The organism is Acinetobacter tandoii (assembly GCF_008867985.1).
GTDB lineage: Bacteria > Pseudomonadota > Gammaproteobacteria > Pseudomonadales > Moraxellaceae > Acinetobacter > Acinetobacter tandoii.
Window position 1 is genome coordinate 40,984 of record NZ_VXLD01000006.1, and the last position, 20,005, is coordinate 60,988.

Consider the following 20,005-nt stretch of genomic DNA (forward strand, 5'->3'; position numbering starts at 1 on the left):
AGGGTGATTCTATGAAATGTTTTAGAGTTGTTCTTGTTTTTTTTAGTGCAGTTGGGATTGCGCAAGCAAATGTTGATTCATTAGCAGAAACGGATGCAGGGGCACTAATTGTAAATGTTTGGTTAAATGGTGTAGATAGAAATATTGAAACAGTACTATTAGTCACTAAGGATGGTGAATATATAGAATGTAAAACATTAAATGAATTAGGTGTTGATCCTTCCAAATTTGTAAAGAACCATGATCAAGATGGTTTCTGTTTAATGCGTGGTTCCGATATAAAATTTCAAAATGATGATGCACTTCAGGCAATTAAAATTGACTTACCTGCATCTTATTTTAAAGATAATAATTATGAGAGCGTAGTTGTTACCCCAGCAAGAGCAAATTTTGGGGGGTTCATTAATTATGATTTCTTTTATTCTAAAGATGATTTTTCAAATGACTTTAATGCCTATTCAGAAATTGGTATTTTTAAAGACTACTGGTTATTGAATAATGCAATTTTGTATAAAGACTCTCCAGATGAGGGGCAAAAGCAGTTTTTACGTGTCAGTTCATTGTTTGAACTAGAGTTTCCTGAAAAATATTTAAAATTAAGAATCGGTGATAACACAAGTGTTTATAACTCATTAACAAACTCATTCCGATATGGAGGGATCAGTTTTGGTACAAACTATACAGATCGTCCAGATTTTGTATATTGGAATATGCCAACTTTACAAGGAAGTGCTGCATTACCCTCAACAGTAGATTTATATATTAATGGCGTAAACTTGTATAAACAGTCGATAACCCCAGGTAATTATTCTTTACAAACAGGAGCGACAATTGATCAAGCTGGTGAAGCGAGAGTTGTTGTACAAGATATTTTGGGAAATCAAACGGTACAGAGTTTTCCTATTTATATTAGTAGTCAATTATTGCGTGTGGGTTTAAATGAATATGATGTTTCTTTAGGTAAGCTAAGATATAACTACGATGAGGATGATAGTGATTATCGTGATTTTTTTTCAAAAGTATTTTTCCGTCGTGGGGTTGCTGCAAGTACAACCTTAGGATTTGATGCAACCTACTCAAAAGATGTAAGCAATATCAGCTTTATGTGGACTCAAGGTGTAAGTAAGTTTGCTTTACTTGATACTGCATATGCAGTGAGTGATTATAATGGAGACATTGGACATGCTGCTTCAGCCTCTGTGAGTAGAAATTTTGGAACGTGGTCTTTTGGTTTAAACACTCGTTATTACACTGAAAAGTTTCAACAGCTAGGTTTTGATGAGTATGATTTTAATACCAAGATATCTAACCTTGCATATATAAATTTCTCTAATCTCGGATTTGTTGATGGTTTTAATTTAAGTTATGTTGACAATAAAAACTATAAAGTTGAGGGCTTTGAGTCTGTAGACAGTAAAATTATAAACGTAGGTGTTCAAAAAATATTGACTAAAAATTTATACACAAGTTTGAATTATTTTAAAAACTTTGAAGATGGTGATGATAGTTTTAACATAGTTTTTAGTTATAATTGGGATACTCGAGGAAATATTGATTTAGAACATAGTACAGATAATGGTGAGACGGTATTAAGTTATTCTAAAAATAGCTTGTTGCAAAATGGTCTGGATTACTCAGTTGCTGTTTCAAATATTGATAGTGAATTTAATTATCATGGTTATGGTTTGTATAAAACTAATATTGGTGATTTTAGAGCATCTTATGATGAATATACAAATAATAAAGTAACTCAAGCTCAATATCGTGGAGCAACAGTTCTTTTAGGTAATAAGTTGTCAGCAACAAAATATGTGGATAATGCTTTTGCCTTGGTTAATATCGATGGTATGAAAGATGTAGATGTATTAAGGTCATTGTCAGTTGTTGGTAAAACAAATGACAAAGGATATCTTTTTGTACATGATATTATTCCTTATATTAATTATGATATTTCTTATGATCAAAATCAGTTACCTTTGGATTATACTTTTGAACAGCCAGTACAGAAATTAAGTGCATTAAATCAAAGGGGGTATATTCTAGATTTCAAAGTTGCAAAAACTAAGAAATTTGTAGTTAATTTAAAAGATTCAAATAATAAGAATTTTCCTGTTGGGACAGTTGTAAAGCTTAATGGTAATGAGGATGAAAGTTACTTTATTGATAGTAATGGTTTAGTTTATTTGTATCTTTCAAAACCAGTAAAATATGATCTAAAACTAGCAATGCAGGAGGGAAAAACTTGTAATACATCTTTCAGTATTTCGCAGACTCAAATTGATAATAGCAATGATGCACAAGTCATCAATTTAGTTTGTAAGTAATAGGAGGTTGGTATGAAACCAATTTTTTTAGCTTGCTTAATTTCTATGAGTTGTAGTGCGGTTTATGCGGCAGGATGTTCGGTCAGCGGTTTTTCTGCCCCTGAAATGAAATTAGCAAACTACTATCATAGTCAGACTGCCACATCTTTTAACGTTTCTTGTGATCGCAGTTATTCGATTTCATTCCGAAGTCAGAACTTATTAAATGCGAGTGGGTCAAGTTATGTATCGAATGGACCCTATAAAGTCAAAACCCAAATGAATATTCGAGGTGCGAGTGAAAATCTATGGGGGGTTCAAATGAGACAAAAAGCAGGAACTAATCAGAAGTATATAATTTCAGCTCAACTCGAAGAGAATCCTTTATATAGCGTTCCTGCAGGAGTTTATCGTGACCGAATCTATGTTAATGTGGATTTTTAATTTCGTTGTAAAGCCTTTAGGTTTTGTAAATGATCAACAAAAGGGAGGTAAATGTTACCTCCCTTTTGAATTTCACGGGAATGTCAAACAACAATCATCAAACTGTAAACAAAGACATCTAAGCTAGAAGAAAATCAAGCAATAGGTGTTATATGTCTTACATATCCACTGTGGGCCTGCTAAAACAACAAGATTTTCCAGACAGCTTTAAGTTTTATTTCAAATTACAAAAAAACAAAAACAGCGTAGAAGAAATAAGTGTTTTAAAAGATCTGGTTCGTCCACGGTTAAAAATTGCAATCGTCACAGAAACATGGCCTCCAGAAGTTAATGGAGTGGCTTTATCTCTGATGCAGCTTTGTAAAGGGTTGCAAAAGCAGGGGCATAAAATCTTGCTGATTCGTCCCAGCCAGACTCAAACATGTGCGGACTTTATCCCGAACAAAGAATGTTTGGTTACAGCACAAAGTATTCCTAAATACCCAAGCTTGCAATTTGGTTGGCCACAGTTTTTGAAGGTTGCTAATGCTCTGGATGAGTTCATGCCGAATGTGGTGCATGTCGTGACAGAAGGACCATTAGGGCTTACAGCCTTGCATGCTGCCAAAAGTCGAGATATTCCAGTATCGAGTGGTTTTCACTCGCCTTTTCAGGATTTTAGTCGCTTCTTTGATTTGGCATTTTTAATAAAACCGATACAGCATTATTTACGTTGGTTTCATAACAATACCCAACTGACTTGTGTTCCGAGCAAAGATACCGAGAAGGCATTAAAGCAATTTGGTATTAAATGTCCGTTGGTTGTTGTTGGACGAGGGGTAGATACTCAACAGTTTTCTCCGCTCTACCGCTCTGAAGCATATCGGTGCATTTGGGGGGCGGATAGCAATACAACTGTTATGCTTTACGTGGGACGGTTATCGCCAGAGAAAGAAATCGATGTATTGATTCGTAACTATATATGTATGCTGCAACGTGGTGAAAAACATTATAAATTGGTGATCACTGGCGATGGGCCGGACCGTCAACGCTTGGAAAATTTAGGTAAAGCACATGGTGTGATTTTTACAGGAAGCTTAACTGGTAAGAATCTTGCTAGTGTTTATGCAAGTGCAGATGTTTTTGTATTTGCCAGTCAAGTGGAAACTTTTGGTAACGTTGTTTTGGAAGCGATGGCTAGTGGTTTGCCTGTGGTGGCTTATAATTATGCATGTGCACATGCTCACATCGAGCATGGCAATACGGGATGGTTAAGCACTTTGGGTGATGTAAATAGTTTTTCATCGCAAATGCAGTGTTTACCCCGTCCAAACATACTCAACAGCATGGGACAAAGTGCCCGACTTAAAGTGATGGAAATGGGATGGAATCATCCTGTGAATCAACTAGAACAAGCCCTATATCACGTGGCAAAGGAAACCCGAATGATCGCATAAGCAAAATAAAAGCTTGAGGAGAGAAATTATGAATTTTAAGAATGCAAAAATAAAAATACTCGATCTCGACTTAAAAGGCTGTTTATATCTGAACCATTTTTCTCATTCAGAACGTGTAGCACATTTTTTTAAACTGATAAGCCGTTTAGGTGATGGTATTTTTTGGTACGCTATGTTGATGAGCCTTTGGATGTTGCAAGGTTTGTCTTACAGCTTACAAATGGTGTATCTGATTTTAGGTTCTTTATTGGGTACGGCTATTTATAAAATTCTCAAAACTAAAACAGTGCGCCCACGACCTTATCAGGTGCATCAAGTCATTCGCCTTTGTGAACGTCCTTTAGATCATTTTAGTTTTCCCTCAGGGCATACCTTACATGCAGTGATGGCGAGTGCGGTGATTGGTTATGTTCAGCCCATCTTATTGGTTTTGATGTTGCCCTTTACCGTATTGGTTGTATTGTCACGTATGGTACTTGGCCTGCACTATCCAAGTGATGTTGCTGTGGGGGCTGTCATTGGGGCTAGTGTTGCGGCAGTTATCATTGCCTGTGCACCAATGTTTAACGTGTTGTTGTAGATTGAATCGATTGAGTTGTTTTTCAGAAATCCTAAATTTTGTTAAAGTAGCACTGTCATAGCATAGATTAGGAACAGTCATGGGTTTACGTTGGACCGATACCATGGATATCGCGATTGAATTATATGAAGCACATCCAGATGTTGACCCGCAATGGATTCGTTTTACCGATTTACACGCGTGGGTATGCGCTTTGCCTGATTTTGAAGACGATCCGAATAAGTCGACTGAAGGTTTACTTGAAGCAATTCAAATGGCTTGGATTGACGAAGCTAGCTAATTCAGTACTTTTCCAACAGTGTATCGAAAAAATCCAGTTTTTTTACATTACAAAAGCTGATAATTGCACATTATTCGGTATAATGCGGCAAAATTTTCACGTCTAATTTGACTTAAGGAGCCGATCATGGCTATTGAACGTACTTTATCTATCGTTAAACCAGATGCAGTAGCTAAAAACCACATTGGTGACATCTTTGCTCGTTTCGAAAAAGCTGGTCTTAAAATCGTTGCGACTAAAATGAAACACCTTTCTCAAGCTGAAGCTGAAGGTTTCTACGCAGAACACAAAGAACGTGGTTTCTTTGCTGACTTAGTTGCGTTCATGACTTCTGGTCCAGTTGTTGTATCTGTTCTTGAAGGTGAAAATGCAGTTCTTGCTCACCGTGAAATCTTAGGCGCTACTAACCCTAAAGAAGCTGCTCCAGGTACAATCCGTGCTGACTTCGCTGTAAGCATCGACGAGAATGCTGCTCACGGTTCTGACTCTGTAGCATCTGCTGATCGTGAAGTGAACTACTTCTTCGCTCAAACTGAAGTTTGCCCACGCACTCGTTAATCGAGACACTTCAAACCAGATAAGTGTTATACTGCTTATCTGGTTTTTTTATTCCCTTTAAATTTATTTGCTTGAATATTGAGCAATCTCTTTCTATCTTCGACATGGTTTAGGTAATTACACATGAGTACTGAAGTGGTCGTTTCATCTGCAACGTCTGATGAATCGCAACAATCTTTGTCCACTCCAACACAGCAACCTTCTGTGGAAAAAGTGAATTTACTGGGCATGTCACGTGCTGAGCTGGAACAATTCTTTGAAGCGATGGGCGAAAAGAAATTCCGTGCAGGACAGGTAATGAAGTGGATCCATCAATATTTCGTGACCGATTTTGCTGAAATGACTAACATTTCAGGCAAGTTGCGTGAAAAATTAGAGCGCGTATGTGAAATTAAAGCGCCCGAAGTCGTACACCGTAATTATTCTAAAGATGGCACACGTAAATGGGTGTTTCGTGTGGGTGATGGTGCTGGCTCATTGGTTGAAACTGTACTTATTCCTGCTGAAGATAAAACAGGTGCGCGTAAAACTTTGTGTATTTCTTCACAAGTCGGCTGTGCGCTGGATTGCTCATTCTGTTCTACAGGTAAACAGGGTTTCCAGCGTGATTTAACACCTGCGGAAATTATCGGTCAATTGTGGATGGCAAACTATTCCTACATGGAAGAGGTGCCTGTTGCAGAGCGTGAGCGTACAGTGACTAACGTTGTCATGATGGGTATGGGCGAACCATTACTCAATTATGACGCGGTATTAAGTTCGATGCAGCTAATGCTCGACGATTTTGCTTATGGCATGTCGAAACGTCGCGTGACCTTGTCGACTTCAGGTGTCGTACCGAAAATTGACCAATTGGCACAAGACATTGATGTGGCTTTAGCAATTTCACTCCATGCCCCAAATGATGAATTACGTAATGAATTGGTACCAATTAATAAAAAATATCCGTTAGATCAACTAATTGCAGCATGTCAGCGCTATTTGGCGAAAGATGGTAATGAAAGTGCACGCCGTCATGTCACCATTGAATATGTGATGCTGGATGGGGTGAATGATCAACCTGAACATGCACAACAGCTATTGAAATTGTTAAAGAATTTACCAAGTAAAATTAATTTAATTCCCTTTAATCCATTTCCACACGCACCATACGGGCGCTCAAGTCGTAACCGTATTATTTCTTTCCAAAAAACTTTGTCTGACGCTGGATTTGTGTGTACGATTCGTCAGACACGTGGTGATGATATTGATGCTGCATGTGGACAGTTGGTTGGTCAGGTGGCCGACCGTACACGTCGTGCAGAGCAGTGGAAGAAAAAAGTGGCTGAGCGGAATGAGATTTTGCGCTCAAAAGGATAATAAAGGGGCTGTCAATTGAGTAAACCCACCTACAAATTTGCATGTATAACAATGTTTTGTCTTTCTATGTCGTTGGTGGGTTGTATTACCACAACCACCTCATCGGCACCGGGGTTTAAAAAAGACCCCGAGAAAGCAGTAGAAGTGCGGACTCAATTGGCAGCGGAATATATTCGTAAGGGCGACCTAGATGCGGCAAAACGCGCACTTGATCAAGCATTAGAAATGGAACCACGAGATTCCACGGCGAATATGATGATGGGCGTGTTGCTACAGCAAGAAGGTAGCCCTGCCAATATGGAAAAAGCGGAGACACACTTTAAACGTGCAATTTCTGCAGATCCAAATAATGCGCAAGCTCGTAACAACTATGGTACGTATTTATACGTCGTAGAACGTTATAATGAGGCGATTGAACAATTAGCAATTGCTGGTTCGACCTTGGGTTATGATCAGCGATTCAAGGCATTGGAAAATTTAGGACGTATTTACTTAAAATTGGATGATACAGCAAATGCTGAAAAATCATTCAAGCAAGCATTGCAAGTAAATCCAAATTCTTATGTTTCAATGTTAGAGTTGTCAGAAATATTTTATTTAAGACAACAAATTCCTGCTGCTACACAGCTATATGAACAATTTGTTCGTTTGGTTGGGCAGAAAAATCAGAGTGCGCGTGCATTATGGATTGGTATTCGTATTGCACGAGCCAATGGCGATCAGATGGGGATGCAAGTGTTAGTCAATCAAATGCGAGCATTGTTCCCCGATAGCCAAGAATACACACGTTATTTGCAATTACAGTACAGTACTGAGGCCGTATGGAAGTAAATCCTAATTCACCGCAATCGAATGGTTCAAGCGTAGTACCTAATGCATTAGGAAACGTCCAGCGTCCTGGAGAATACTTACGCCAAAAACGTATTGCTCAAAAACGTGAATTAAGTCAAGTTGCTGCAGATTTAAAAATTCCTGTAAAAACTTTAACTGCATTAGAGCAAGATGAATATAAGTCTTTGCCAGAAGCGACCTTCATTAAAGGTTACTATCGCACTTATGCAAAATATTTAAATGTTGATGCAACCTCACTGATTCAGCGTTTTGATGAAATCTATGCCAATGATACAGGCATGGTGCCTAATCATGCTTTGGATAATTCGCCAATCAAGATCATGGGCAAGTTGCCAGGCTCAAACAGTGAGCGTAACCGCAAGTGGTTAAAGCGATCTGTCATTATCATCATTATCTTGGTGATTTTGGCTGCAATTGTTGGCACGATTCAAAACTGGGGCTCATCGGGTTCGAATACAGAAAGCAGTGCAGCAGATGCAAATAAATCTGAAGTTGAAGTGTTGTCAGTGGGCGGTGCGACCGCAGTTTCAGGCGATCAATTGGTCTTGAATTTTAATCGTCCGACCTCAGTTCATATTGTGGATTCGACGGGTAAAGTTTTAGCCACAGGCCGTCAAGCCAGTACTTTAACTTTAAGTGGTGAGGCGCCATTCCAAATCCGTTTGGATGATGCAGCCGCAGTGTCATTAAGTTTGAACAATGAGCAGATTTCATTGTCACCATATACGGTAAATGGGAAAGCAGAATTCCGTTTATCTCGTTAATGGTGCCAGAGTAAATAATCATGATTGTAAACCCGATTCAACGCCGTACTACCCGCAAAATTCGTGTGGGTTCTGTTTACGTCGGAGGCGATGCTCCGATCAGCATTCAAAGCATGACCAATACTGAAACGTGTGATGTCGAAGCAACGGTTGCCCAGATTCAACGCTGTGCAGATGCGGGTGCTGATATTATGCGTGTTTCTGTGCCTTCGATGGAAGCTGCCGAAGCTTTCGGTGAAATTCGTAAACGCGTACAAGTGCCTTTAGTAGCAGATATTCACTTCGATTATAAAATCGCATTGAAAGTGGCAGATATGGGCGCGGATTGTTTGCGTATTAATCCGGGTAATATTGGCTCGGAAGCGAAAATTCGTGAAGTTGTTGCTGCGGCACGTCATCATGATATTTCTATGCGTATTGGCGTGAATGCGGGTTCATTGGAAAAAGACATTCAAAAGAAATATGGTGAGCCGACAGGCCAAGCTTTGCTTGAGTCAGCAATGCGCCATATTGATATCTTAGACCGTTTAAATTTCCATGAATTTAAAGTTTCTGTGAAAGCATCGAATGTGTTTTTGACCATGGATGCCTACCGTTTGCTGTCTCAACAAATTGATAACCCATTACATTTAGGCGTTACAGAAGCTGGGATTTATCGTACGGGTTCAGTAAAATCAGCCATTGCATTGGGTGGTTTGCTCATGGAAGGCATTGGTGACACCATGCGTATTTCATTGGCAGCCGAACCCGAAGAAGAAGTTAAAATTGGTTTTGATATTTTAAAATCACTCAGCCTTCGTTCAAATGGCATTAACTTTATTGCTTGCCCAAGCTGTTCACGACAAGAATTTAACGTGATTTCAGTGATGCAAGCTTTAGAAGAGCGTTTGGAAGACATTCGTACCCCGATGGACGTATCGGTCATTGGTTGTAAGGTGAATGGTCCAGGCGAAGCCAAAGAGGCTGATATTGGCGTGGTGGGGGCAAGTCCACGTTCGCTTGTGTATCGGAATGGCGAGAAAAGCCATCTGATTGATACCAACCAGTTAGTTGATGAAATCGAAACAATGGTTCGTCAGCGTGTTCAAGAGCTTGAAGAAGCTAAATCTAAAGAGATCATTCGTAGTTCATCATGAGTTCAATTGTCGCAATCAAAGGTTTTAATGACATTCTTCCAACGCAAACACCTGCATGGAGACGTCTAGAGCAACATTTAGCATCGTTAATGGATGCCTATGGCTATCAACAAATCCGTTTGCCTATTGTTGAACAAACTAATTTGTTCAAACGTTCGATTGGTGATGCGACGGATATCGTTGAAAAAGAAATGTATACGTTCTTAGATAAAGGCAATCCGCCTGAGTCTTTGACACTGCGTCCTGAAGGAACAGCAGGTTGTGTACGTGCCATGCTTGAGCATAATTTACTCCGTGGCGCAACACCGCGTGTGTGGTATGTCGGACCAATGTTCCGTTATGAAAAACCACAAAAAGGGCGTTACCGTCAGTTCCACCAGTTTGGTGTAGAAACCTTTGGTGTGGCAACTCCTGATATGGATGCTGAGCTCATTTTGATGACTGCACGTCTATGGAAACGCATGGGTGTGGCGGACAAAGTTCAGTTAGAGTTGAATACTCTCGGAGAGTCTGACGAGCGTGCGGCTTATCGTGCGGCATTGGTTGAGTTCTTGGAATTGCATAAAAGTGATTTGGATGAAGACTCACAGCGCCGTTTAACCACCAACCCGCTGCGTATCCTTGATTCTAAAGATGCAAAAACTCAAGCTATTTTAGAAAATGCACCGAAATTGCATGACTTTATGGGTGAAGAGACTTTACAGCACTTTGCGACTTTGCAGCAGTATTTAAGAGATGCAGGCGTTGAGTTTGTGATTAATCAGAAACTGGTTCGTGGTTTAGATTATTACAACAAAACTGTATTTGAATGGACGACTACACATTTAGGCTCACAAGGTACAGTGTGTGCAGGTGGTCGCTATGACGGTTTGGTTGGACAGCTTAAAGGAAAGGCGGATCAGTCTGTACCTGCGGTTGGTTTTGCTATGGGGATGGAACGTTTATTACTTTTACTTGAACAAGTTGAAGATGCGACTCCAATTCGTGATTGCGAAATTTTCTTGGTGGCAGATCCTGCTTCTCAAGGTAAAGCTTTGGTATTGGCAGAACAACTCCGCAACCAGTTAGATGCAGCGCAAAGTTCATTACGTTTAAAAGTTGGCTCACAAGGTTCAATGAAAAGCCAAATGAAAAAGGCCGACCAGTCAGGGGCATTGTATGCCTTGATTTTGGGTGAGCGCGAGTGGGAAGCACAGCAGTTATTGGTTAAAACTTTGGCGACAGCGGAACAGTGCGAAGTCGCAATTGCTGATGTCGTACCATTCTTCATCGAAAAATTTTCTTCAAAATAAGAGTTAAATAACATTTAGGAAAAGGGTAATCAAATGAGCGCATCATTGAGTGAAGAAGAACAACTTGAGAGTTTAAAGTCTTTCACTAAAAAGTATGGTTCGGCCATGATTAGTGGGATTTTAATTGCGTTGATTGCCTTTTTCGGTTGGGAATATTGGCAAAAGAAAAACCTTGCAGAATCGCAAATGCAAACTGCAAAAGTCCAACAATTGATGGATGATGCGCGTAATGTACAAGGCAATCCAAATGCAATGACTGAGTTGACAGAGGCTGCAGATAAAATTGTGAAGGATGCCCCTGATTCTGCACAAGCCATTCAAACTCAATTTGTGATGGCAAAGTTGGCTTATGACAAGGGTGACTATGCTGGTGCAGAAAAAGCTTTGAAAAAGGTGGAAAACTCTAAAGTTAAAGATGAGGGTTTAACACAAATCGTAAAATTACGTTTGGCCTATGCACAGCTTGCACAAAACAAATATGATGATGCACTGAAATCTTTAGCTTTAGTGACCAACCCTGCGTTTAAAGCAACGGCTGATGAAGTGCGTGGTGATGTATATGTTGCTAAAAATGATGTAGAAAATGCGAAAAAAGCTTATCAAAGTGCATGGGATGCATTAATTGAGCGTAAACAAGAGCGCCAAATTTTACAAATTAAACTCGAAAGTGTTGGCGTTTTAGTAGATGATCCTGAAATTGAACGCCCAATTTTAGAAACACACGTGGATGAGTCTTAATGGATAGAAAATATAAAATACCGTTTGCACTAACAATTTTGACGCTGGCTTTAGTTGGCTGTTCAAGTAATAAAATTAAAGTTGAAGATGCCAAACCAAGTCCATTACCTAAACTTGAACAATCGAAAAGTTTAGCGCCAGTTTTTTCTGAAAGTGTTTCTTCGACCTCAGAAGCAGATCCATTACGTTTGCAATTGGACATCGATAATGGCGTAATTTTCATTGCTAGCCCTAAAGGTGAAGTCACCGCCTATCGTGGCAAAGATAAAGTTTGGAGCAAAAAAGTCTCTAAACAAGGTCTAAGCTCAGGTGTGGAAGCCAAAGATGGTCTAGTGATTGTTGGAAATCATAAAGGTCAATTGTTTGCTCTAGATCAAGCCACAGGCGAACAAAAGTGGACTGCTCAATTAACAGGAGCAATTCTAGCACCTTCATTAGTGCAATCTGGTCGTGTGGTGACCGTCAGTAATGATGGAACTGTTTATGCGCATGATTTAGAATCTGGGCAGCAAGTTTGGAGCTATGATTTACCAAGCGTACAATTTAGCTTGCGTGGGACTTCAACGCCTGTAGCTCTCGATGCACGTACGGTATTGGTGTCTTCTGCAAATGCTTATGTCTATGCTTTAGATGTACTCAGTGGCGTACCTCGTATGCAACGTCGTGTGGCAGTGAGTGATGGTCGTTCTGACATTCAGCGTTTAAATGATGTTGATGGTGATCCAGTGGTAGCAGGTCAGCTTTTAGTGACCACCAGTTTCCAAGGGCAAGTGACTGCAACAGACTTGGCTTCACAACAAGTGATTTGGAGTGAAGATGCTAGCAGTACCAAACGTCCTGAAGTTGCAGACAATAAAGTTTTTGTAGCACAAGCAGACGGTAAGTTGACGGCTTATGATCTGGCGACAGGTCAACAATTGTGGCAAAATGAGCAACTTTTAAACCGTGAACTCAGTAATCCAGTACTGTTTGGTCAAGACCTTGTAGTAGGGGATTTAGATGGCGTATTACATCTGATTGACCCAAATTCAGGTCAGTTAATCGGTCGTGCCAAAACCAGTGGTGCTGTACGTACATTGCGTGTTATCGAAGGTCAACTCGCAGTCGCGACACGTAAGGGTAAATTTAGCGTTTGGCAGAATCGTTAATTTTCGTCTGCCTTATGTTAAACTAAGCCAAATCCGTATTTTTAAACACGGGGTATTTGAGAAATTTCAATGCCCCGTGTTTTATTTAGTATTATTCTTAAATATCTTCCATTTTTCTGATGTTCAGACCAGTCTCACTGGCTGATCTTGAATAAAGGTTAAACTATGAAACCCGTAATTGCGCTCATTGGTCGTCCGAACGTCGGAAAATCAACTCTATTTAACCAGATAACTAAAAGTCGTGATGCTTTGGTGGCTGACTTTGCGGGTCTGACACGCGACCGTAAATATGGTGATGCTGTTTATCAAAATAAATCTTTCATTGTGGTCGATACAGGTGGTATTGGCGAAAATGAAGGTGGTATTGACTCTTACATGGCAGAGCAGTCTAAAACTGCGATTCATGAGGCTGACATCATTGTATTTGTGGTAGATGCGCGTGCAGGTCTATTGGCTTCTGATGAACAAATTGCACGTGAGCTGCGTACTTTAGGTAAAAAAGTTTACCTTGTCGCAAATAAGGTGGATGGTGTACACGCAGAAGCCGCACTCGTCGAATTTTATAAACTTGGTATGGGTGAGCCACTGCAAGTAGCGGCAAGTCATGGTCGTGGCGTACAGCAAATGCTGGAAGACGTGTTGCAGGATGTGCCTGAAGACGAGAACCCAGAAGAGCATGACAAGAACACTGGCTTGCGTTTAGCGATTATTGGTCGTCCGAACGTGGGTAAATCAACGCTAGTCAACCGTTTGTTGGGTGAAGAGCGTGTGGTGGCATTTGACCAGCCAGGTACAACTCGTGACTCTATTTATATCCCTTTCGAGCGTGATGGTCGTCAATATACGCTGATTGATACTGCGGGTGTGCGTCGTAAAGGTAAGGTCGATGAAATGATCGAGAAATTCTCGATTGTAAAAACTTTACAAGCCATGAAAGATGCACATGTGGTTGTCGTGGTGGTGGATGCTCGTGAAGGCATTGTAGAGCAAGACTTACACTTGATTGGTTATGCCTTAGAAGCAGGGCGTGCCATGGTGATTGCGATCAATAAATGGGACAACATGTCTGAGTATGATCGTAAGCAATGTAAGCTAGATGTTGAACGTCGTTTTGATTTTATTCCTTGGGCAAAAATCCACTTAATTTCTGCACTGCATGGTACAGGTGTAGGGGATATGTACCCATCGATCCACCGTGCCTATGAATCTTCACATTTGAAAGTTTCACCTGCCAAAATCACGCAAATTTTGAGTGATGCTGTGGATGCACATCAACCACCAATGGTGGGCGGTCGTCGTATTAAAATGCGTTATGCGCATATGGGTGGGCAAAATCCACCAACGATTGTGATTCATGGTAACAAAGTTGATAAAACGCCAGCAGATTACCGTCGTTACCTTGAAAATGTTTTCCGTCGTGTGTACAAACTTGAAGGTACACCAGTGAAAATTGAATTTAAAACTTCAGAAAATCCATTTGAAGGGCGTAAGTCACAAGTGGATGAACGTACTGCTGCACGTAAACGTCGTTATGTTCAGAAGTTCAAAAAAGCTGAGAAGAAATTCAAACGTTAATTTTCAGTTCGTTTAAACGATGAAAAAGCCCAAAGATGACTTTGGGCTTTTTATTTTATGTACAGTTTCTTTTAGAATGAGGATGGATATAAAGAGGAGAGCTATGTGACGAAACTGATTCATATTGATGTCAGCCGCTTAGAGCAGATTATCAAACTACCTGCGGATTTGGAGCGTAAAGCCAAGATACAACAACAAAAACAGGCCATCTACCAATTTCGGAATCAGTTGCTCTCACAACATATGCAACGTGAGATCCAAAACGCAGATCTTTCTAAGACCGAATATGGCAAACCCTATTTGACTGAATTCCCTCAGGTTGCATTCAATCATAGTCATAGTCATAAACATTACGCCTTAGCACTTAGCCATACAGTGAGGCAGTTGGGTATTGATGTCGAAGATTTAGACCGACAAGTGCGTTTTGAGACATTGGCACAACATGCTTTTCATCCTGAAGAATTGCATGGTTGGGCAGAAGCAGAATATTCATCTGAATATTGGTTTAAGGTTTGGACCACCAAAGAAGCGGTATTAAAAGCATCGGGTTTAGGTATTCGTTTAAGCTTAAAAGAGTTAAATACGCATGTACATGCTATCAATCATGGGGGGATGTGTCAGCATCCTGAAATTGGTAGCTTTGCGTATCAGAATTATCATTTGGGTCAAATAATGTTAACGGTGGCTTGGCAGGCAGAGCCATCATGTCAGGGTTTCCAGTGGCCACTAATTCAAATCATTCAGCATTAAAAAAGCCCATCCGAGGATGAGCTTCAGTGTGAGCCTGTTGTTTAGGGATTAAGGAATTTCTTCCTCATCAAACTCAGGTTTAATCTGAACAATAAAGTCTTGACGGTTTAAACCGCGCCATAGGGCATAAGCAGTTGCAATATAGATCGAAGAATATGTTCCTGCAAAGACACCGATAAACATTGCCACCGAGAACCAGCGTAGACCTTCACCACCCATAATGAGCATCGCCACCACAACCAATAACAAGGTCATGGAGGTGTGGACAGTTCGGCGTAAAGTTTCAGTGAGGGCAATATCGATCACTTCACGAGGTGATGCACCTCGAATTTTACGGAAGTTCTCACGGATACGGTCTGATACTACGATGTTATCGTTGAGCGAGAAACCAATCACGGCAAGCACTGCAGCCAAAGTGGTCAGGTCAAATGGCCATTGCATGAATGCAAATACCCCTAAAATCACCAAAATATCGTGAAAGAGGGAGAGGATTGCACCCACAGCCAATTTGAACTCAAAGCGAATGGTTACGTAGATCAACATCAAGATCAATGCAAGTGCAACGGCACCCGCAGAACGAACATAGAGTTCATTTCCGACTTGACCACCGACAGCATCGACTTTATGTAGTGTAGCTGTGTTATTCGGTACTTGCACTGCTTGAGCCAAGGTGTTATTCAAATCTTCAACACTGGCTTTTTGCACAGGCATACGAATGAGTACGTCTGTGTTACTGCCCAGCGTTTGGACTACTGCATGTTCAAAGCCTGTAGCTTCAAGAGATTTAACAATTTGATCTTGGTCAACCGGTTTTGCGTAGGTGACTTCCGCAGAAATACCTCCAGTAAAGTCCAAACCTAAGTTAAGACCATTCACGGCAATGAAGAAGATACTGGCAATGGTAATTATAATTGACGCGAAGGCAGCAGGTTTGCTGATCTTCATGAAGCCAATTACACGCTCATTGTCAGGACGACCATATTGTTTTGATTTGGGTTGAGTCATGTCAGTCATCGTCGATCTCCTTAAATGCTCAACTTCTTCAAGTCACGTTTTTTGCCATAAATCAATTGTACGACTGCACGCGTCACCGTAATAGAGGTAAACATCGAGCAGACAATACCAATCATGTGGGTGACTGCAAAGCTTTTGATTGGACCAGAACCGATTGCAAATAAAATGAACGCGACAATAAAGGTGGTTAAGTTCGAGTCTAAAATGGTGTTATAGGCTCGATCATAACCCGCAATAATGGCTTGTTTCGGAGAAGCTCCCCATTTCATTTCCTCTCGTATTCGTTCACAGATGAGGACGTTGGCATCGACCGCCATACCAATGGTGATGATGATACCTGCAATACCTGGAAGCGATAGTGAGGCGCCAATCCAAGACATTACGGTCAGGATCATGGCAATATTGATCACTAAGGCTAAATTGGCAATTAAACCAAATAGACGGAAGAACACTACCATCCAGATCGCAACCAGTAAGAAACCGATTTGGGTGGATAAGACACCTTTATCAATGTTTTCTTGACCGAGGCTAGGACCAACCACACGTTCTTCAACAAAGTACATTGGAGCGGCTAATGCACCTGCACGCAACATCAGTGCCAGTTCGGCTGCTTCTTGTGGTGAGTCTAAACCTGTAATACGGAATTGTGAGCCGAGTACGGCTTGAATCGTGGCGGCATTAATGACCACAGATTCTGCATACGGTGTACGGACTTCAGTTTGAGCACCAGTTTTTGGGTCTGTGACATAGCTGATTTTTTGTTTATTTTCGATAAACAACACCGCCATACGTTTACCCACAGAATTCCGTGTCGCATCAGCCATGAGCTTACCACCCGCGCTATCGAGGGTAATATTTACTTCAGCACCGCCAGTGTCCTGACTAAAGCCAGAAGAGGCATTTTGAACACGCTCACCTGTAAGAATACGATTACGGTTAAGTAATAATTCACGGCCACTATCAAGTGACTGATAAGCAAATACTTCCGTACCTGGAGGTAATGGCTGACCATTATATTTACCTGTATATGGATCAATATATTGATCATTCTGGTCAGAAACCAGACGGAACTCTAAGTTTGCAGTACGGCCCAAAACACGCTTTGCTTCAGCGGTATCTTGTACACCTGGTAATTCAACCACAATACGGTTGCTACCTTGGGTTTGTACAAGTGCTTCTGCAACCCCTAACTCATTAATACGGTTACGCAGGGTGGTTAAGTTTTGGTTGACCGCATAAGATTGAATTTCTTGCTTACGTACATCGGTATAGGTTAAACGTAAGCTAGAGCCTGAATCTGATGCAATCGCTTGTTGTGCATATTCTTTGTTGTTGCTGCGCAAGAAATCCATCACTGCATCACGATCTGTATTGTTCGCAAATTGCAAAGTAATGGTATTGTTATTCAATGAAAGACTATTGAATTTCAATTTATTGTCACGCAATTGACGACGTAAATCGGTTGCAGAGGTTTCCATACGTTGGCTGATGGCTTTGTCCATATCCACTTCAAGCAAGAAGTGAACACCGCCACGTAAGTCCAAACCGAGCTTCATTGGTTTTGCACCAATTTTTTGCAACCATTCAGGTGTAGTTGGTGCAAGGTTCAGCGCAACAACGTAGTTATCTCCAAGACCACGACGCAAAGCATCTTTGGCTTTTAACTGAGCCTCAGATGAATCTAGACGGAGTAATGCAGCGTTATTGGTAAAGCTATTGTCATGCGTTGCAATATTTTCGCTTTTTAAAATTTGCTCTGCTTTTTGTATGATGCTTTGGTCAATTTGAGTACCAGCTTTGGCACCTGAAATTTGAACAGCAGGTTCATCAGGATACAAACTTGGCAGGGCATATAATGTACTGACTACGAGAACCACAAGAATCAGTAGATATTTCCATGCTGGGTAACGCATTTGTTTTCTTCTTAAAATGAAAAAGTCGTGCGGGTGCACGACTATTTTTGATTAAAGGTTATTTAATGTGCCTTCAGGAAGAACTGAAATCACACTTGCGCGTTGAATTTTTACTTCTACACCACGGTTTAATTCAACCACTGCAAAATCACCTTCAATTTTAGTAATTTTACCCATCAAACCACCAGCAAAAACAACTTCACTGCCAACACCTAAGCTTTCGACCAAAGAGCGGTGTTCTTTAGCACGTTTAGATTGAGGGCGCCAAATCAAGAAGTAGAAAATTGCGACAAAAACCGCAATCATAAGTAAGTTCGTTACGAGGCTTGGTTGCTGTGCAGCTTCACCTGCTGCGTGAGCAGTAGAAATAAAAAGGCTCATTTCAATTTCCTAAACAATAAACTGGTATCAATTTGATAATAAATAGACTTGTTCTGCAATTTACCTTGTCTTTTTCTTCAGCGCAAATGCTGAAAGAATTAATCTTGCGGACAAGGAGGTACTTCTAAACCACGACGTTGATAAAAGTCTTCAACAAAAGCATCAAACGTCCCGTTATCGAGTGCATCACGAATGTCTTGGGTGAAGCGCTGGTAGTAACGTAAGTTGTGGATGGTACCTAACATTGAACCCAACATTTCGCCGCATTTTTCTAAATGGAATAGATATGCGCGGGTAAAGTTGGTACAGGTGTAGCAATCGCAGTGTGGATCAAGTGGTTGTTGATCATGACGGTATTTACTGTTGCGGATACGAACTAAACCATCCGTCACAAAGTAATGACCATTTCGTGCATTTCGGGTTGGCATAACGCAGTCAAACATATCTACGCCACGACGAATACCTTCAACAATGTCTTCTGGCTTTCCGACACCCATTAAATAACGTGGTTTATCGGCAGGCATTTTAACTGGAAGATAATCCAACACCTTGATCATTTCTTCTTTCGGTTCGCCAACAGAAAGACCACCAATCGCATAACCGTCAAAACCAACTTCAAGTAAGCCTTTTAATGACTCATCACGAAGGTCTTCATACATGCCGCCTTGAATGATGCCAAATAAAGCGTTGCTATTGTTTAATTCATCATGGTGATGAGTTTTACAACGCTTGGCCCAACGTAATGAAAGTTGCAATGACTTTTGTGCTTCTTCATGTGTCGCTGGATATGGCGTACATTCATCAAAAATCATGACGATGTCAGAATTTAAAGTTTTTTGAATTTCCATCGAAATTTCAGGCGATAAGAAAACTTTAGAGCCATCAATCGGAGAGCGGAAAGTTACACCTTCTTCCTTAATTTTACGCATAGCACCAAGACTGAAGACTTGAAAGCCACCAGAGTCGGTTAAAATAGGTTTGTCCCACTTCATGAACTCGTGTAAACCACCATGCGCTTCAATGACATCTAGGCCAGGACGTAAGTATAGGTGGAAAGTATTACCTAAAATAATTTGTGCTTGAATATCTTCAATATCACGTGGCAACATGCCCTTGACTGTGCCATAAGTACCGACAGGCATAAATACAGGTGTTTCAACCACACCATGTTCAAGCGTTAAGCGACCACGACGGGCACGCCCCGATTGTGCAAGTTTTTCAAACTTCATACAAATTCCAAATCAAGGCGAAAAAACAGTTCGCTGATTGTTCGAGCTAAAAAGAGGGCTATTTTCCTCGATTCTGCACTTAAACGCCAGTTTTGTGATGTATTGAACTGTTAATTCCAATCCAGCCTTACTAAATGGAAGTAAAAAGCAAGTTTGGTCAGAATTTTGCTTTATTTTTATTTGTGTAATGTTTTGTTTCTCTTTTACCTGAAAATGGTGATTATATTGTAAAGAGAATTGGTATTTACTAGTT

Annotated in this window: 19 protein-coding genes; 15 read left to right on the forward strand and 4 right to left on the reverse strand. The window is 40.6% G+C overall.

Features of this window, described 5'->3' with window-relative positions:
* Positions 1 to 11 precede the first annotated feature (11 nt).
* From F4W09_RS10420 to F4W09_RS10490, 15 genes are all read left to right on the forward strand, one after another.
* Positions 12 to 2,324: a fimbria/pilus outer membrane usher protein gene (locus F4W09_RS10420; protein ID WP_151504755.1), complete on the forward strand. Its 2,313-nt coding sequence runs from the start codon at positions 12 to 14 to the stop codon at positions 2,322 to 2,324.
* Between the two features lie 12 nt (positions 2,325 to 2,336).
* Positions 2,337 to 2,747, forward strand: a complete 411-nt coding sequence (locus tag F4W09_RS10425; RefSeq protein WP_016166216.1) for a hypothetical protein — start codon at positions 2,337 to 2,339, stop codon at positions 2,745 to 2,747.
* A 152-nt stretch (positions 2,748 to 2,899) separates the two neighbouring features.
* Positions 2,900 to 4,183, forward strand: a complete 1,284-nt coding sequence (locus F4W09_RS10430) for a glycosyltransferase family 4 protein (protein WP_151504756.1) — start codon at positions 2,900 to 2,902, stop codon at positions 4,181 to 4,183.
* 28 nt (positions 4,184 to 4,211) lie between these two features.
* The gene (locus F4W09_RS10435; RefSeq protein WP_044739035.1) at positions 4,212 to 4,763 is read left to right on the forward strand and encodes a phosphatase PAP2 family protein; all 552 of its coding nucleotides are present in this window, start codon (positions 4,212 to 4,214) and stop codon (positions 4,761 to 4,763) included.
* 79 nt (positions 4,764 to 4,842) lie between these two features.
* Positions 4,843 to 5,043, forward strand: coding sequence for a Fe-S cluster assembly protein IscX (iscX, locus tag F4W09_RS10440; protein ID WP_016166213.1), 201 nt, complete (start codon positions 4,843 to 4,845; stop codon positions 5,041 to 5,043).
* A 126-nt stretch (positions 5,044 to 5,169) separates the two neighbouring features.
* Positions 5,170 to 5,601, forward strand: coding sequence for a nucleoside-diphosphate kinase (gene ndk, locus F4W09_RS10445; protein WP_016166212.1), 432 nt, complete (start codon positions 5,170 to 5,172; stop codon positions 5,599 to 5,601).
* Positions 5,602 to 5,724: 123 nt separating this feature from the next.
* A complete protein-coding gene (gene rlmN / locus F4W09_RS10450; RefSeq protein ID WP_044739034.1) occupies positions 5,725 to 6,960 on the forward strand; it encodes a dual-specificity RNA methyltransferase RlmN in 1,236 nt (411 codons plus the stop codon).
* Positions 6,961 to 7,026: 66 nt separating this feature from the next.
* A complete protein-coding gene (pilW, locus tag F4W09_RS10455) occupies positions 7,027 to 7,791 on the forward strand; it encodes a type IV pilus biogenesis/stability protein PilW (RefSeq protein ID WP_016166210.1) in 765 nt (254 codons plus the stop codon).
* On the forward strand, positions 7,782 to 8,576 hold the full coding sequence (locus F4W09_RS10460) for a helix-turn-helix domain-containing protein (RefSeq protein ID WP_016166209.1): 795 nt from the start codon (positions 7,782 to 7,784) through the stop codon (positions 8,574 to 8,576). Before pilW ends, F4W09_RS10460 begins: the two co-directional genes overlap by 10 nt.
* Before the next feature lie 20 nt (positions 8,577 to 8,596).
* The gene (gene ispG, locus F4W09_RS10465; protein WP_044739032.1) at positions 8,597 to 9,712 is read left to right on the forward strand and encodes a flavodoxin-dependent (E)-4-hydroxy-3-methylbut-2-enyl-diphosphate synthase; all 1,116 of its coding nucleotides are present in this window, start codon (positions 8,597 to 8,599) and stop codon (positions 9,710 to 9,712) included.
* Positions 9,709 to 11,004, forward strand: coding sequence for a histidine--tRNA ligase (gene hisS, locus F4W09_RS10470; RefSeq protein WP_151504757.1), 1,296 nt, complete (start codon positions 9,709 to 9,711; stop codon positions 11,002 to 11,004). Before ispG ends, hisS begins: the two co-directional genes overlap by 4 nt.
* Before the next feature lie 33 nt (positions 11,005 to 11,037).
* Positions 11,038 to 11,742 carry a YfgM family protein gene (locus F4W09_RS10475; RefSeq protein WP_151504758.1) on the forward strand — a complete coding sequence of 235 codons (705 nt, stop codon included), beginning with the start codon at positions 11,038 to 11,040 and terminating at the stop codon, positions 11,740 to 11,742.
* On the forward strand, positions 11,742 to 12,890 hold the full coding sequence (gene bamB, locus F4W09_RS10480; protein WP_151504759.1) for an outer membrane protein assembly factor BamB: 1,149 nt from the start codon (positions 11,742 to 11,744) through the stop codon (positions 12,888 to 12,890). Before F4W09_RS10475 ends, bamB begins: the two co-directional genes overlap by 1 nt.
* Before the next feature lie 165 nt (positions 12,891 to 13,055).
* A complete protein-coding gene (gene der / locus F4W09_RS10485; protein WP_016166204.1) occupies positions 13,056 to 14,465 on the forward strand; it encodes a ribosome biogenesis GTPase Der in 1,410 nt (469 codons plus the stop codon).
* A 105-nt stretch (positions 14,466 to 14,570) separates the two neighbouring features.
* Positions 14,571 to 15,215, forward strand: coding sequence for a 4'-phosphopantetheinyl transferase family protein (locus F4W09_RS10490; RefSeq protein ID WP_151504760.1), 645 nt, complete (start codon positions 14,571 to 14,573; stop codon positions 15,213 to 15,215).
* Between the two features lie 48 nt (positions 15,216 to 15,263).
* Here the strand turns inward: F4W09_RS10490 and secF are convergent, their stop codons facing one another.
* The 4 genes from secF to tgt form a co-directional block, all read right to left on the reverse strand.
* Positions 15,264 to 16,229, reverse strand: coding sequence for a protein translocase subunit SecF (secF, locus tag F4W09_RS10495; RefSeq protein WP_151504761.1), 966 nt, complete (start codon positions 16,227 to 16,229; stop codon positions 15,264 to 15,266).
* Between the two features lie 11 nt (positions 16,230 to 16,240).
* Positions 16,241 to 18,142 (reverse strand): protein translocase subunit SecD, encoded by a 1,902-nt coding sequence (gene secD, locus F4W09_RS10500; protein WP_044739026.1) that lies wholly within the window; start codon positions 18,140 to 18,142, stop codon positions 16,241 to 16,243.
* Between the two features lie 51 nt (positions 18,143 to 18,193).
* Positions 18,194 to 18,523, reverse strand: a complete 330-nt coding sequence (yajC, locus tag F4W09_RS10505) for a preprotein translocase subunit YajC (RefSeq protein ID WP_016166200.1) — start codon at positions 18,521 to 18,523, stop codon at positions 18,194 to 18,196.
* Positions 18,524 to 18,621: 98 nt separating this feature from the next.
* A complete protein-coding gene (tgt, locus tag F4W09_RS10510) occupies positions 18,622 to 19,752 on the reverse strand; it encodes a tRNA guanosine(34) transglycosylase Tgt (RefSeq protein ID WP_151504762.1) in 1,131 nt (376 codons plus the stop codon).
* Positions 19,753 to 20,005 lie beyond the last annotated feature (253 nt).

Bases quoted from the DNA above. Each gene is read 5' to 3' on its own strand.
- F4W09_RS10420 (WP_151504755.1), top strand. From the start codon at position 12: ATGAAATGTTTTAGAGTTGTTCTTGTTTTTTTTAGTGCAGTTGGGATT.
- F4W09_RS10425 (WP_016166216.1), top strand. From the start codon at position 2,337: ATGAAACCAATTTTTTTAGCTTGCTTAATTTCTATGAGTTGTAGTGCG.
- F4W09_RS10430 (WP_151504756.1), top strand. From the start codon at position 2,900: ATGTCTTACATATCCACTGTGGGCCTGCTAAAACAACAAGATTTTCCA.
- F4W09_RS10435 (WP_044739035.1), top strand. From the start codon at position 4,212: ATGAATTTTAAGAATGCAAAAATAAAAATACTCGATCTCGACTTAAAA.
- iscX (WP_016166213.1), top strand. From the start codon at position 4,843: ATGGGTTTACGTTGGACCGATACCATGGATATCGCGATTGAATTATAT.
- ndk (WP_016166212.1), top strand. From the start codon at position 5,170: ATGGCTATTGAACGTACTTTATCTATCGTTAAACCAGATGCAGTAGCT.
- rlmN (WP_044739034.1), top strand. From the start codon at position 5,725: ATGAGTACTGAAGTGGTCGTTTCATCTGCAACGTCTGATGAATCGCAA.
- pilW (WP_016166210.1), top strand. From the start codon at position 7,027: ATGTCGTTGGTGGGTTGTATTACCACAACCACCTCATCGGCACCGGGG.
- F4W09_RS10460 (WP_016166209.1), top strand. From the start codon at position 7,782: ATGGAAGTAAATCCTAATTCACCGCAATCGAATGGTTCAAGCGTAGTA.
- ispG (WP_044739032.1), top strand. From the start codon at position 8,597: ATGATTGTAAACCCGATTCAACGCCGTACTACCCGCAAAATTCGTGTG.
- hisS (WP_151504757.1), top strand. From the start codon at position 9,709: ATGAGTTCAATTGTCGCAATCAAAGGTTTTAATGACATTCTTCCAACG.
- F4W09_RS10475 (WP_151504758.1), top strand. From the start codon at position 11,038: ATGAGCGCATCATTGAGTGAAGAAGAACAACTTGAGAGTTTAAAGTCT.
- bamB (WP_151504759.1), top strand. From the start codon at position 11,742: ATGGATAGAAAATATAAAATACCGTTTGCACTAACAATTTTGACGCTG.
- der (WP_016166204.1), top strand. From the start codon at position 13,056: ATGAAACCCGTAATTGCGCTCATTGGTCGTCCGAACGTCGGAAAATCA.
- secF (WP_151504761.1), bottom strand. From the start codon at position 16,229: ATGACTGACATGACTCAACCCAAATCAAAACAATATGGTCGTCCTGAC.
- secD (WP_044739026.1), bottom strand. From the start codon at position 18,142: ATGCGTTACCCAGCATGGAAATATCTACTGATTCTTGTGGTTCTCGTA.
- yajC (WP_016166200.1), bottom strand. From the start codon at position 18,523: ATGAGCCTTTTTATTTCTACTGCTCACGCAGCAGGTGAAGCTGCACAG.
- tgt (WP_151504762.1), bottom strand. From the start codon at position 19,752: ATGAAGTTTGAAAAACTTGCACAATCGGGGCGTGCCCGTCGTGGTCGC.